We start from the raw sequence: 12902 nt of genomic DNA on the forward strand, positions 1-12902 counted from the left end.
GCTCCGCCCCGCGCAACCGTGAGCGGAGTGACTTGCCACTCGCCTTCCCGTCCCCTAGGGCGCAGCGCTTCCAGTGCGCGATGTTGCGGAGCGGTGGCCGAGTGGTCGAAGGCGCTCGCCTGGAAAGTGAGTATACGGCAAAACCGTATCGAGGGTTCGAATCCCTCCCGCTCCGCCACTTACGCCCTTTTCGGGCCTTCTAAAATCCAGCTAAACCCGCTAAAAACAGCCGGTTCTTGGCTGCTGGAGCGTCCGCTCGCATCCGCAGCTATCCACCCATGCCCACCACTTTTGGTGGGACAAGTGGTGGGACTGGAGAGGTGTCATGGGTCAGCTGACTGCGATGAAGATCAAGGCCATCACCGACCCGGGCCGATACGTGGACGGCGACGGACTCATGCTCCGGGTGACGGACGGCGGCGCAAAGAGCTGGATGGTGCGCGTCCGGATCGATGGCAAGCGCAGAGACATAGGCATCGGCTCGCTCAAGGTGCTGACCCTCGCTGAGGCCCGCGCAAAGGCGACCGAGCTGCGCCGGCAGATCGCTCAGGGCATCGATCCAATCGCCGAGCGCAAGAAGGTCGAAGACCCGGTCCCAACCTTCCGCGAGGCCGCGACGCTTGTCCACGAAGAGCACAAGGCCGCCTGGAAGAACGGCAAGCATCAGGATCAGTGGATCAACACGCTGACCACCTATGCCTTCCCCAAGCTCGGCGATCGGCTCGTCAACGACATCGAAGGGCCGATCATCCGCGACGTGCTGGCGCCGATCTGGCTCGCCAAGCCGGAGACCGCTCGGCGGGTCCGCCAGCGCATCGGTGCCGTCCTCGATTGGAGCTACGCCAAGGGCTACCGCCCAACCGAAGCGCCGATGCGCTCGCTGTCCAAGGGGCTGCCCCGGCAGCCCCGCAAGGACGGTCATTTCGCCGCCATGCCGTTCACCGACGTGCCCAAGCTGATCGCCCGTTTGCGCGAGCGATCGTCGGTAGGAAGGCTCGCCATGGAGGCCCTGATCCTGACGGCGGCGCGCTCCGGCGAGATACGCGGCGCGACGTGGAACGAGGTTGATCTGGAAGCCGGCATGTGGACCGTTCCAGCCGAACGGATGAAGATGGGCCGGGTCCATCATGTGCCGCTTGCACCCGAAGCGATCGACGTGTTCCGGCGCGCCGAAGCGCTGCGCGTGCTGTGCAGCGACCTGGTCTTTCCAGGCCAGAGGCTGAAGAACCAGCTTTCGGACATGACCCTGCTGAAGGTCATGCGCGACATGGAAACCGGCGTCACCGTCCACGGCTTCCGCTCGGCCTTCCGCGATTGGGTTGCGGAGGAAACCAGCTACCCTGGCGAGGTTGCAGAAGCCGCCCTCGCGCATGCGATCCCCAACAAGGTCGAAGCGGCATATCGCCGCACCGACTTTCTCGAGAAGCGTCGCTCCCTCATGCGCGAGTGGGCTGCGTTCTGCACCAGCCTCGCCCCCTTCTCAGGCTGATCCACGCTCCACCAGCCGCCGCAAGCTGGCCATGGTGACGAGCGTCGCTGTGCCGATCTTCACCGTCTCCACATCGCCCGATTTGATCAGCTCGTAGAGCTTGGATCGGCCGATCCCGGTGAGCTGAACCGCCACCGGTATGCGGACCGTCAGCGGCTCGATCGGTAACGCCGTCGCACCCGCCCTCAGCGCCTTGGGGCTGCGCTCAATCGACATGAGGCCGCTCCCATTCCGCGATCATCTTCTTCCAATCGTCGATCGCCTGCTGACGCAGCGAGGTGTCTGCTTGGGCCTCCAGAAGGTAGTCCAATGCCACCGCGCAGAAGAGCACGTGCCGTTGCATCTCGCCCTCCGCGTCGCGCGCCGTCGACAGTGCGCGGGCGATAAGCTCCCGCACAAATTTGCTCGGATCGGAGTCGATCCGCGCGACATACGCAAGCAACTCCGCGCGCATGTTCGGGCTGATACGGATCGTCAGATATTCGAAGTACATCACACTCTCCGTGGTTAGGAGGAGCGTGGTCGCGCTTCGCAAGGCGTCGTCTGGATAGCCGCTCACCGGGGCTGTAGGAAAACGAAAACTAGCGCTGCACTCGCAAGAAAACTGTGGCGAAAACAGCAGCTTAACGTTGTCACACGTTAGCGCGGTCGATGTATCACAAGATTGGCGAGTAGTTTCCTACACTTACCTGCGGGCTCGCCGCATAGGGTGTGCTCAAAATTCCCCTCCGAAGATGGGCGAGCTAGGGCCAGCTAAAGCTCCCTGCCTACAGCCTTGCTAAGCTTCTCCGGCAGAATCGGCAGCGCCGCCGTTAAGGGCACGAAACAATCGATGACTGGGGCTACAAGGCGCTATTTCAGAGCTTGAAGCAGTGCTCTCGGTGCCATGCCATAAAGTGCGGATGAGGACGATCGAGGGCGCGGATGGTGGGTAGAGCGCGACCGGTTCGGTTGATCATCGCGCGCAAGCTGTCGGGATCGTTCGCCTGGCGCGAGACAAGGATCTCGAGGTCGTCAGAGAGGCTGATCAGCCCCCGATCGAACATCCAATGCACGGTGCCGGATAGTGCCAGTCCATTGGTCACGATATCGGGACCGTTCGCCTCCACCGGCCGGATATGAGCGGCTTCGGCTTCAGCCCGGCCGCCGCCGTTGATGATCCGAAGCCCGGTGATCGCGCAGCGCTCGCCATAGGCGCGTAACACGACCTTTCGGAACACCCGATCCCGAAAGATGCGCAACGTGTAGGTGGTGATCCGTTCGCGCTCGTGCTCGAAAGCGAACGGCGCTCGCTCTTCCTGGAGAACCGATCCGGCCGCGTGGTCGATGCGGGGGAGCAGCGCTTCGTCGTTGCCCAGACCGAGGTCCAGGATGCGGTTGAAGTCGGTCGTGGAGATCGGCCGCACAGCCGATTGCGCCCGCCCCGAGACGCGCTGCTGCTCATTGAGCAAGCGTCGCTCGATCAGACCGTCAGGCCCATTGAAGGACACGGGATTAGCGAACTCCAGATAGCTGCCGGGCTCGATAACGGCCACGTACATGGCGCGGATTAAGGGGTCAGGGATGATTTCCTGCACGCGTGCCACCGCGAAGTAGCCGCGCGTGGCCCTGACCTTCACCGGCTCGTAGTACAGCACCCAATCGCCCACGCAGGCGCTCGCCCGTCCGAGGTACTGCGCCGGAAACTGGTACCGCTCAGCCGGACTGTCGTCGTAGATCGAGTCGGTTCGGTGAACGAAAACGCCAAGCGCCATGCAAGCCCCTCAAGCTCACCCTTAGTGGCGCAAGCCAGCGAGGCGAAGCGCCAAACGAGCGATGCCTTCGCTCCAACTTCTGCCATCTGTTTATGGTCAAGCTGCCGGAGCTCGCCGCGGCCGAGGCCAAACGCCGCGTGGCGCCCTGACGGGCGTCAGACGACCGTCATTGGATTGATCGTTAGGGCCGCGGTGCGGCGTGGCGGCCGGGCGGGCACCAGATCCGCGAGGTGCGTCGGATCGCCAATGCCGACGGGCTGCACCACGACGCGGCGCTCGCGTTTCTCGCGCATCTCGTCGCCGACATATGGGTCGAGGCCGATCCGGACCGCCCCTTAAACGACGACCTCAGGGTGCGATGCTGGTCGTTGCTCTGATGCCGCCGGATGCCGCGTAGCTGCGCCTCCGACTAACTACGCATCGCTCGCGCTCGGTCGTTCGGCCCCCGTCGAGAGCTGCGGAAGACGAACACAAGCTACGCTCGTAGCTCAGCCGCTTCTGTCCGCGACAGGCGCGGCAACGCCATCCACGACGCGCGATCGAGCATGTTCGCCGATCGTCTGATGGGCTCTACTCCGAAGAGAGGGATGCAGGTAACCAGACGTTCGGCGACAAAGGACACCGTATGAACATCGAACTGACCGGCGAGCAGTTGGCGGACGTCGCACTATCCACTCTCAGAGCAGCGCTAGGCAGCGAGCGCTACCAGTATCTCAGCGGACCGATCACCGGCGGCAGGCGCCTGCTGACGTGGCATCTCGCCGAAGGACGGCTCCTCGCTGCGGAAAGGCGCCGCAACGCGTGCCGTCGAGCGGTCATCGAACCAAATATCGCGGATCTCCGCGAGGAGGCCAATCGGCAGCGGGCCGCCGGCATCCGCACGATCGAACCAGGCAGCTTTGAGGCCGACTTCGTTCACTGGGGTCAGGCGGAGTTCCTGGCCTTCTGGGATCGCGTACTGGAGAGGCACGCCTCGCGCGTGAGATTCGTCTCAGGCTGGGAGTTCAGTGCAGGGTGCGCGTTCGAATACCGCCGAGCCGCTGCGCACGGCCTGGCGCGGGTCGACGTAGACGGGCACGAACTCGCCCCCGCCGCCGCCCTCGATCTGCTCGCGACCGCGCTCGGGCGGATCGACGAGGCGCACGACCCGGCGGATCCGCGGGACGAGGTCCTGGCGAGGCTCCGTGACGCGATAGCCTTCCAGACGTCGCTCATCGCGGCGATCGCGCGCGGCTAAACAGGTGAAGACGCAACGCGGCTCAGCAGCCCAAGGTCTCGATCCAGGCGATCAGCGCCCCGAGCGACGCGCCGGGATTGAAGGCGAGCACCGCGTCCGCAGCCGCGAGAACCACGGGCGCCAGCCATATCGTCGCCGCGACGCAGCCGATAACCGCGCCCGCATAGACGCAGCGGAGCGTCCGCTGGACCGTCCTCGCGCTCCAGCGGAAGCGGAGCGCGAGGCTGTTGACGACGCCCCTGATCGCCTGCTCCTCTCGGCGCGGTCTCACCCGCTTCGCGCCGATTCGGTCCTCCGCCAGAACCTGCCAGGAGACGATGATCAGAAAGCAGGCGCACAGAAGCGCGGGCAGCAGGTACCAGCGCGCGGCGACCGTCAGCCATTCGTCCGGCAGTCCGGGAATGATGGCGACCAGGCCCGATGGCTTGACCTCGTTGCGGACGAGCGCGTTGTGCGCGCTGATCGTTGACGCCAGCAGCGACGTCGCGGCGATGCAGCCCGCCAGGCCCGCGACCACCACCTGCCCGAGATTGGCCCGGCGCGCCGACGCTTGGTCAAGCTGAACCTTGAGCGACTCCCGGACGTGCTTGTAGTCGTAGCCGTAAGTCAGGGCATTGGCCTCGAACGCCCACGGATCGTCGACCCGACGCCGATACTTCAAAAGCGTGCTCTGGAAGGCGTCCGCGTAGGCGAGGATGCCCGTTGCCTCGCGCAGATCCTGCAGGTTGCCCCTGCGCGCCAGCGCGTCGACGATCCGCGTGAGGCTCCAGGCGGTCGCACGCCGCCAATGCTCCTCCCGATCGTCGAGCGGTCGCGACGACAGCGGCACCAGAGGGGTGATCTGGTCCGACTTGGCGTCGTGATGGACGTGGTGATGGACCATGTCCTTGAGGAAGAAGTAGGACTGTCGCGCCAGCACCTCCAGCTGGTCGGCATCGAAGCCCGTCGTGGCCTCCTCGTCAAACCAAAGCCTCGCCTCGCCGGTCCTGAACAGCGCGAACTCGATCCTAGCGGGACGGTTCAGACGGGCGGCGAGGCCAGCGGCCTGGTCGGGAAAGTCGTCGAGAGCGGACGTCGTAGCCTCGTATGGCAGTATCCGGATCGCCTCGCGCAGCCGGCGAAGCACGTCCTTCTGGACCGCCGCATTCGCCTCCTCCCTCTGATGCGGCATGACGTGGATGCTGCCGAGCAGCATGCCCTGGGCATCCGGCGCGGTCTCGACGACCAGGCGTGGCCTGTCTTCCTGCTCCGAGACCTTCCGATGATCGGGACGGAGGACGTCATAAACCCGCCCTGCCGCATGCCGGAGGCCGACCGGGCGCGGAGGGGAAGGCGGACGCTGGGCAATGCCCACTGGCGCCGCGACCTCGTGCGTGACGCCGATCATGACGAAGTCCTGCCGTGCCGCCTTCCTCCGCCAGCGCGTCCACCAGGCGTAGGCCAGGAAGTCGTCCGTCTGCCTGGACTGATGGACTGCGACCAAGCGCTTCAAGGCAGGTTGGGGATACGCCACCGTCGCCGCCAGCACGTCCGCTCCGCGAGAGTGTCCGATCAGGCTGAACGAGAGGTGGCTATGAACGTTCGGGACCCATCCTGCGTAGCCGAGCCGCTTGCCTGACCAAGGAGCCTCCACGACCGCCTCAGAAGACGTCGCGCGCGACCGTTCTGGTTCCCCGGATCTCCACCCCCTCCGACGAGGCCTCGAAGAGCAGACCCTCGCGCATCGGGATGAGCCCGCCCGTCCGATCAGGCGGCACGCTTCCCTCCATCAACGCGCGAACCGTCACGCCGGCGCGCAGCAGCTCCTCAGCCTGGCGCTCACCCTCGTCGGTGACGCGGAGGTATGCGGCCACCAAGCGGCTTACCAGCATAAAGGCCGCAAGGAAGAAGATGCCAAGGATGATCGTCTTCATCTGTTCCCTCTATGTACCAACTAGCCGAGCTGCGAGCAAGTGGGTTCTAAACCATCCAGGCGGCAGAAGGCCCCCAGTCCGACGTCCCGGCGCGTGCCGCGACGTCCCGTGACGAAACGAACGGGTCAGCCGGACGGCTCCATGCGTGCCGGCACTCCGGCTTTGCGCACGAGGTCGGCCATGTGGCTGGTCAGGCCGAACGAACCGCGCAACAGCAGACCCTCGTTGGGATCGAGCGAGCCGATCTCGCGGCGGAGCGCGGCCAAGCCTGCGGACGCCTCCACCGTCCTCCAGGACGAGGGTTCGCCATCGACCAGAACGTGGTCCATTCGGTCGGGCGCGCCTGCGTGGAGCTGCACGACCCACGCCTCCGCGCCATCGTGGACCCACTCTAGACGCACCGCTCCGAGCACCGATCCGGCGGACGAGCACGCGGCGCCCACCTTTCGAAGAACGTGCTCGGGTAGTGCCTGCGGCGCCTGCTCGGACAGCATGAAGCGGTCGCCGGTCCCGGCCACTCCCTCAATCAGCACCGTGCCGTCTGCCGCGACAGCCGCTGCGCCCGAGTGCGCCGCGGGCACCGCCGCCTGCGAGAGGACCGACGCGATCGCCGTTCCCGCGGAATCCTCCTTGGCCAGCAGGGCGAAGGGATCGGTCCACCCGCGCGTCGTGGTAAATAGGCCGGGTTCCTGCTCAACGGGACAGGTGCGCGTCCAAGTCCCTACGCCGCCGGTCGCGACGCCGAAGGAGAACGGTGCGACCCTCCGGCAGATTGCCAGAGTCGATGGGACGCGCAGCCCGATGAGGTGGGCCACCAGGAGACCGTAGAGCTTGTCGCCCAAATGGCGGCTAAAGCGATTCGGCCAGACGACGGCCGCACGACCGGGCTCCGCCGCCGTCTCCTCCCGCTCCCAGAGCAGTGTCCGCGTCGCGCGATATCCGCGCGGCAATGGGTGGACGCTGAATTCGGTCCTGCCCCCCGCCGGGACGTCCGGACGGAAGCCGTAAACGATCTCTAGCAGGTCTACTCCCAGGTCCAGCGGAAGTGAGGCGACGCCCGGCTTCTCGACGCACCGGGGCGTGTCATCCGGCGCGAACTCGATCAGATCATCCTGCACCACTCCAGAGACGCCGCCGTCCGACACGTCGACCGTCTCGTTGAGGATCACGTGCAGACCCTCGCCAAGCAGCCGCTCCGCGGTCGCGACGACCTCCGCCGCAGACTGAAGCCCGTAGACGAACTCGCGGCTCCGGGGATCGGTCGGCTCGTAGCTGCGAACGTTGACGCGGCCCTCCGGTGAGGCTGCTAGCAGCGCCGACGCGGCGTCCGCCAGATCGCCGAAGCGATGGTCCGCCGGATGCCCCAGCACGCGCGAATGCGTCTGCGCGAAAACGCCGCCGCCCTGCGGGGCGAACGACACGAACTGCGCGACGTTGCCGACTGCGGCCAAAGCGTCCAGCGATCGGTCCTTGCGCATCGGCTCCCCTGCCAGCCCTATTCGCAAAGTAGCCTAACGCCGCCGCGTCGCGCGCGCCAGCGCGACGTCGCGCAGTATCAGCTTGGGCAGGTCCTGTCGCGCGTCCGTCGAAGCGACTCCGGTGCCGGCCTACAATCTTCGCCGTTAGAACGGCTGAGGCGCTCACGCCCGCCCCGCACGGTTGTGGCCGCACCCGCCGGCATGCCCCGCCAAGGCCGTGCGGCCCGGTGATCGCGGGCCGGACGGTTACCGGCGCGGAAAGGGCCAGAAGCGGCCAGCGGTGGTTCTTATCGGCGCCACCCCTCGGAGCGGCGCCGAACCGTGGAAGGCGAATAGCGGCCGCATGTCGCTCCGCACCGACTCGCTAGCTTCGACGTAGGAGTGATAACGGGAACATCATGGCTTGCAGCGGCGGCGATCCTCTGAACGGCGGTATGGAGACCGGAATTTACGCAGCCCAACCTTGACCGTTTAAGTTCCGTGTTTGTTCTGGGGGACGCCTGCCGCTTGAATTACGAAGGACATCGATGAGGAACTGTGATGCAGGTGGTCGCACCTAGCATGCTTGACACCCAGTCCTTTTCTTGGGAGCCGGAGATAAGGCGATGGGGAGCTGGCGCTTTTCTTAATGCAGCGTTTGGCCGATCCCTCAGATGCGGGCTTCACCGTCTCCGTTCGACCTGGTCAGAGGCGTTCCGCCGGATGACCAGCATCGCCTTCGAGACCGTCATTGACGACTCACTGTCGAAAATAACGAATATCGCCCAGTTGAAGGTGCTGTTGAACAAGCGTGTTCTGAGTTTAGTGAACGATTTCGAGGACGGAAAATGGCTCAGCAGTCGTTTCCAGAGCTATTTATGGGACAACATCGCCCAAACCGCGCTCTCTGAACGGGAGCGACTTGCCCTAGCGGATCAGAGCCACTCAGCACTTGTGGCTTCCGCTAGGAATCTTAGGCTCACCGATAAGGACGAAGTTGGTCAGGGAAGCGAGATCGCGGAAGTTTTCCTCTATGGAATAATGAAAAACCATTTCGGGGCGCTACCCGTTGTCCCTAAGATATTTTACAAGCAGAACGTCCAGGACAACGCGAAGGGCGCTGATAGCGTCCACATTGTGATCAGCGACGATGGTGAGGACTTTACGCTATGGTTCGGCGAAGCGAAGTTTTATAACTCCATCGTCGACGCACGTTTGGACGCGGTCGTGAACTCGGTCTACGCGAGCCTCGATACGGGAAAGCTCAAAAAAGAGAACGCCATCATCACCAATGTGTCGGATCTCGACCGGTTGGTCCTTTCCGCATCCTTGAGGACGAAGATCAAGGCCGCGCTCAGCAGCCAGGTATCAATAGATCATCTGAAGCCGAAGAGTCACGTTCCGATCCTCATTCTCCACCAGTGCGCCGAGACAGCCAAATGCGTCCAGCTATCTGACGAATATCGGAACGCAATCTCCGTCCAGCACACCGAGAGGGCCGAAGCCTACTTTTCAAGGCAATTATCCGGGTCGTCCAAGGTCCATAGGTATGGCGACATCCAATTCCATCTGATCCTCTTCCCGGTTCCGGACAAAAAGGCGATCGTCGAGACATTCTTGGGAGCGGTCTCCTACTTCAAGGGGGCGGCGTAATGGAGGTCTTCGCCGCATGTTCCGAAGTAAACGACCTGATCGAAGGCGGCAACGACTTGGCCGCGCGAAACATGCTGATACGGCTTCTCGGCGATCTGGACCGTAGCAGGACTCCCTACCCTCAGGTCCTGAACCAGCTGATCCGGACGGCTGGGCTCTTCCCGTATCTTCAGCTCGAGACTGCGTCATGGGATCAGAAGTTCGTTCATGAGGCGTTCGCCGTCGATGTCGGCAACCGGACCGCCACTTTGCACCGCGAGCAGTCCACGGTTCTCTCGAAGCTTCTCGATGGCAAGAGCATCGCGGTAAGCGCCCCAACGAGCTTCGGAAAGAGCTTCATCATCGACGCGTTTATCGCGGCGAAGCGGCCGGACACCGTCGTGATCATTGTCCCGACAATCGCGTTGATGGACGAGACCCGACGTCGCCTGTACAAGAAGTTCGCGCGCCAGTACGGCATCATCACCGCGCCTGACGTCCCGCTCGAAGCGCGGAACATCTTGATCTTTCCGCAGGAGCGCGCCTTTGGCTACGTGCATAAGCTGAAGAAGATCGATCTCCTAGTCATTGACGAGTTTTACAAGGCGAGCATCGTTCACGACAAGGAGCGGACCCCGTCACTTATCAAGGCGATCCTCCAGCTGTCTCGCCGATCCGAGCAGCGCTACTACCTGGCACCAAATATCAAGAAGCTGCAAGACAACGTCTTCACGCGAGACATGGAGTTCCTAGAACTCCTGGATTTTAACACCGTATTCCTTGAGAAGCACGAAGTCTACAAGGAGATTGGCGGCGACGGACAGAGGAAGTCCGAGGCCCTGCTTTCGATCATCTCGCCGCGAAGAGAGAAGTCGCTCATCTACGCCAGGACATACACAGAGATAAACAGAATTGCCGAGCTCGTCGTGGCCCGCCTGGACAAGGTCGATCGACCTCACACCAGCCATTTCGCCCGGTGGCTTCGAGAGAACTATCAGCGGGACTGGGTGCTGGCTGACCTCGTGGAGCGAGGTGTCGGCGTACACAACGGCCGAATGCACAGGTGCCTCAGCCAGCTTCAGGTTCTGCTATTCGAGCATGAGAAAGGGTTCGACAGCATTATCTCCACATCTTCGATCATCGAGGGCGTGAACACATCCGCGCAAAACGTTGTCATCTGGAAAAGCAAGCTTGGGCAGACTAACCTGAAGGATTTCACATACAAGAACATTATCGGTCGAGGCGGCCGCATGTTCAAGCACTTTGTCGGCCACATCTACCTTCTGGATTCGCCGCCAAAGGAGGAGGATACGCAACTTCAGATCGAGTTCCCAGATACGCTTCTAGGAAGCTTGGACGAGACCCAAGACCGCGAAAGCCTGACTGAGCGCCGAATCGAGAGGATCATCGAGTACAAGCGTCAGCTTTCAGACATCATCGGTGCGGACAACCTCGCGCGGATTGAAAGGGAGAACCTGCTGCAAGACAGCGACGCGGATTTCCTTCTCAAAACGGCCAGCGACATGAAGGACAACCCGAAGGATTGGAGAGGCTTCGGCTACCTGAACTCGGCCAATTCCTCCGACTGGGAGCGAATGCTATTTAAGGTGATTGCCCTTAAGCCCTTCGGGATGGGACACTCCTCATGGCCGCGTGGTGGCGGTGGTCAAGGCCCTCGCGGCCAATTGGACGACCGATATGCCGACGATGCTCACGCAGGTATCCGGCGAAGGGATCGATATCGAAGCCTTTTCCAGCTTGAGAGGACGGTCACTTTCAAGCTCTCCGCCCTTCTGAGTGACGTCAACGAGCTTCACAAAATGATTGTGAATCCCTCCGTGGACATCGGAGCCTCCATAGGAAAGGTGAGCCATGCGTTCCTGCCCCCGACCGTTCACAATCTGGAAGAGTACGGCCTTCCCCGGATGATCTCGCGCAAGCTGCACAACGCCCGATATTTAAACTTTTTGCAGCCCGATCTCGACCTTAGGAGCGCGCTAGATCTCTTCCGCAGCAAAGGTCTCGAAGCCGCACTCGAAGTCCAAGGCCTAACTGCGTTCGACCGATACATCCTCAAGTTTTTCTTTCATGGCATAACACCGGACGACACGTCTTTTACACCGGCGTAGCTCTGCCGCCACGGCCCATCCATCGCTCAGCTCGACTTACTAACGGAGGGCAGCTTAGCCTGACCGCTTCCCACCGCCAAATCGGCGCGTTTGGGCTGAGGTTTGCGAAGACACCGTCTGCTGCGGAACGCGGAAATCCGTCGTCAGCCGTACAGCCGCTCGTCCCACCATACCGGCTCGGGCAGGTCAAAGGAGATGCCGGAGGCGTCCGCGTGCGTCGGGTTGATAAGGATGTTACGTTCGAGCCGCGCAGGGATCGATGGCACTAGTAGAAGCGCGGTCCGCTGCTCCTCGTACCAAGCGGCGCCGAATGCCTTGCAGATACTCTCGTCCTTGCCGTCCCACCCAGAATGCGCGGCGGGCTGGAAGACCTCGTAGCTGGTGCCGTTCGGGATCGTGATGCGGATGTAGTGCTGGTTCGGCGGCAGCACGCTGTTGGCGTGGACCAGCTTCTCCAGCATCGCGGTCGAGTAGTGCTCGGACGTGTAGATGATGGGGCTTGCCGGCGTGTTCCACCGGCCGGGGTATAGCCGCGCGCCCTCGCTGTCGTAGATGGGGTGGGCTCCGTCCGGGTCGCCGATGCGGAAGGCGGTGAGAACGCGGTCGGTGTTGCCGCCTTTCACGCGCCGCCGCCGTAGGCCGCCCGCCCCAGCAGGTTGATGACTAAGTCGGCGCCGGGTCCGGTGGCAAGTGCCACGTCCAGCGGCGGCTTGCTGTCAAGCATCGGGTGCGGGCGGGTCAGGAACTCGCGGGCCTTCTCGGGTGCCTTGTAGATGTCGAGCGCGAAGCTGAACACCTTGGCCAGGCGCGCCAGCCGGTCGCCTTCCTCGCTGGTGAGGCGCTTGGATGGCGACTTGCGCCGCCGCTCCAGCGTGGCTTTCGGGATCAGGCGGAACTTGAAGCGGGCGTCGTCGGGCGCCACTGTGTCGGCTAGGCGGTCGAGCGCCGTCACGGGTAAGCCATCCTCAATGGAGTAGGCCAAAGCGAGCCGAGAGGCCTGCTTGCCTACCGGTACACCCAAGAGCGCCTCGATCGATGCAGGTTGCGTAGCCATACCGTTCCTCGTCTCACGTGATGCTGATATATGCCTCATGTGAGACGCAAGCAAGGCTGCTAAAGCTCGGCAGGGCGGGCGGGGAGGTGAGGCATACGCGAGTGAATAGCGGCGGATTATTTCCATACCCGGTGGGAAAGATTGTGGGCTAGCGGCCAAGCCGCTTGGTGATTAGTCTGCTCTGTCAGCTACTTAGTACGAATTTGAGGCAACCTCCCGCTCCGCCACTAAGTCTGC

Annotated in this window: 13 protein-coding genes and 1 tRNA gene; 6 read left to right on the forward strand and 8 right to left on the reverse strand. The window is 63.1% G+C overall.

From position 1 onward, the window contains the following. The first annotated feature begins 87 nt into the window (after positions 1 to 87). Both CRO12_RS02575 and CRO12_RS02580 read left to right on the forward strand, forming a co-directional pair. Positions 88 to 178, forward strand: a tRNA-Ser gene (locus CRO12_RS02575). 147 nt (positions 179 to 325) lie between these two features. Further along, entirely contained in the window at positions 326 to 1489 is a 1164-nt protein-coding gene (locus CRO12_RS02580) for a tyrosine-type recombinase/integrase (RefSeq protein ID WP_097062435.1), read from the forward strand. On the opposite strand, the gene CRO12_RS02585 is transcribed toward CRO12_RS02580, so the two are convergent. The 3 genes from CRO12_RS02585 to CRO12_RS02595 all read right to left on the reverse strand — a co-directional run bounded on the left by CRO12_RS02585 (position 1481) and on the right by CRO12_RS02595 (position 3243). Continuing rightward, entirely contained in the window at positions 1481 to 1705 is a 225-nt protein-coding gene (locus tag CRO12_RS02585) for a helix-turn-helix domain-containing protein (RefSeq protein ID WP_097062436.1), read from the reverse strand. The genes CRO12_RS02580 and CRO12_RS02585 overlap by 9 nt on opposite strands. Further along, positions 1695 to 1982: a hypothetical protein gene (locus CRO12_RS02590; RefSeq protein WP_097062437.1), complete on the reverse strand. Its 288-nt coding sequence runs from the start codon at positions 1980 to 1982 to the stop codon at positions 1695 to 1697. Before CRO12_RS02590 ends, CRO12_RS02585 begins: the two co-directional genes overlap by 11 nt. Positions 1983 to 2346: 364 nt before the next feature. Next, positions 2347 to 3243: an HNH endonuclease gene (locus CRO12_RS02595; protein ID WP_097062438.1), complete on the reverse strand. Its 897-nt coding sequence runs from the start codon at positions 3241 to 3243 to the stop codon at positions 2347 to 2349. 230 nt (positions 3244 to 3473) lie between these two features. Here CRO12_RS02595 and CRO12_RS17875 point away from each other — a divergent pair, with 230 nt between their 5' ends. Together CRO12_RS17875 and CRO12_RS02600 are read left to right on the forward strand one after the other, a co-directional pair. Continuing rightward, the gene (locus CRO12_RS17875; RefSeq protein WP_179640831.1) at positions 3474 to 3620 is read left to right on the forward strand and encodes a hypothetical protein; all 147 of its coding nucleotides are present in this window, start codon (positions 3474 to 3476) and stop codon (positions 3618 to 3620) included. Positions 3621 to 3868: 248 nt separating this feature from the next. Then, positions 3869 to 4480, forward strand: a complete 612-nt coding sequence (locus CRO12_RS02600) for a hypothetical protein (RefSeq protein WP_097062439.1) — start codon at positions 3869 to 3871, stop codon at positions 4478 to 4480. Positions 4481 to 4502: 22 nt separating this feature from the next. On the opposite strand, the gene CRO12_RS02605 is transcribed toward CRO12_RS02600, so the two are convergent. The 3 genes from CRO12_RS02605 to CRO12_RS02615 form a co-directional block, all read right to left on the reverse strand. Beyond that, the gene (locus CRO12_RS02605; RefSeq protein WP_097062440.1) at positions 4503 to 6008 is read right to left on the reverse strand and encodes a hypothetical protein; all 1506 of its coding nucleotides are present in this window, start codon (positions 6006 to 6008) and stop codon (positions 4503 to 4505) included. 112 nt (positions 6009 to 6120) lie between these two features. Further along, complete coding sequence (locus CRO12_RS02610; protein WP_097062441.1) at positions 6121 to 6393, reverse strand: hypothetical protein; 273 nt, start codon at positions 6391 to 6393, stop codon at positions 6121 to 6123. A 125-nt stretch (positions 6394 to 6518) separates the two neighbouring features. Beyond that, the gene (locus CRO12_RS02615; protein WP_097062442.1) at positions 6519 to 7871 is read right to left on the reverse strand and encodes a hypothetical protein; all 1353 of its coding nucleotides are present in this window, start codon (positions 7869 to 7871) and stop codon (positions 6519 to 6521) included. 702 nt (positions 7872 to 8573) lie between these two features. On the opposite strand from CRO12_RS02615, the gene CRO12_RS02620 reads away from it, so the two are divergent. Then, the gene (locus CRO12_RS02620; RefSeq protein WP_218838844.1) at positions 8574 to 9503 is read left to right on the forward strand and encodes a HamA C-terminal domain-containing protein; all 930 of its coding nucleotides are present in this window, start codon (positions 8574 to 8576) and stop codon (positions 9501 to 9503) included. After that, entirely contained in the window at positions 9503 to 11611 is a 2109-nt protein-coding gene (locus tag CRO12_RS02625; RefSeq protein WP_218838845.1) for a DEAD/DEAH box helicase, read from the forward strand. Before CRO12_RS02620 ends, CRO12_RS02625 begins: the two co-directional genes overlap by 1 nt. A 143-nt stretch (positions 11612 to 11754) precedes the next feature. Here CRO12_RS02625 and CRO12_RS02630 read toward each other — a convergent pair whose 3' ends face one another. Both CRO12_RS02630 and CRO12_RS02635 read right to left on the reverse strand, forming a co-directional pair. Further along, positions 11755 to 12234 carry an RES family NAD+ phosphorylase gene (locus CRO12_RS02630; RefSeq protein WP_097062444.1) on the reverse strand — a complete coding sequence of 160 codons (480 nt, stop codon included), beginning with the start codon at positions 12232 to 12234 and terminating at the stop codon, positions 11755 to 11757. Continuing rightward, a complete protein-coding gene (locus CRO12_RS02635; protein ID WP_342747194.1) occupies positions 12231 to 12791 on the reverse strand; it encodes an antitoxin Xre-like helix-turn-helix domain-containing protein in 561 nt (186 codons plus the stop codon). Before CRO12_RS02635 ends, CRO12_RS02630 begins: the two co-directional genes overlap by 4 nt. Positions 12792 to 12902: the final 111 nt, after the last annotated feature.

Origin of the sequence: Sphingomonas guangdongensis (assembly GCF_900199185.1) — a bacterium.
GTDB lineage: Bacteria > Pseudomonadota > Alphaproteobacteria > Sphingomonadales > Sphingomonadaceae > Sphingomonas > Sphingomonas guangdongensis.

Bases quoted from the DNA above. Each gene is read 5' to 3' on its own strand.
- CRO12_RS02635 (WP_342747194.1), bottom strand. From the start codon at position 12,791: ATGGAAATAATCCGCCGCTATTCACTCGCGTATGCCTCACCTCCCCGC.
- CRO12_RS02610 (WP_097062441.1), bottom strand. From the start codon at position 6,393: ATGAAGACGATCATCCTTGGCATCTTCTTCCTTGCGGCCTTTATGCTG.
- CRO12_RS02580 (WP_097062435.1), top strand. From the start codon at position 326: ATGGGTCAGCTGACTGCGATGAAGATCAAGGCCATCACCGACCCGGGC.
- CRO12_RS02625 (WP_218838845.1), top strand. From the start codon at position 9,503: ATGGAGGTCTTCGCCGCATGTTCCGAAGTAAACGACCTGATCGAAGGC.
- CRO12_RS02620 (WP_218838844.1), top strand. From the start codon at position 8,574: ATGACCAGCATCGCCTTCGAGACCGTCATTGACGACTCACTGTCGAAA.
- CRO12_RS02600 (WP_097062439.1), top strand. From the start codon at position 3,869: ATGAACATCGAACTGACCGGCGAGCAGTTGGCGGACGTCGCACTATCC.
- CRO12_RS02615 (WP_097062442.1), bottom strand. From the start codon at position 7,871: ATGCGCAAGGACCGATCGCTGGACGCTTTGGCCGCAGTCGGCAACGTC.
- CRO12_RS02595 (WP_097062438.1), bottom strand. From the start codon at position 3,243: ATGGCGCTTGGCGTTTTCGTTCACCGAACCGACTCGATCTACGACGAC.
- CRO12_RS02585 (WP_097062436.1), bottom strand. From the start codon at position 1,705: ATGTCGATTGAGCGCAGCCCCAAGGCGCTGAGGGCGGGTGCGACGGCG.
- CRO12_RS02590 (WP_097062437.1), bottom strand. From the start codon at position 1,982: ATGTACTTCGAATATCTGACGATCCGTATCAGCCCGAACATGCGCGCG.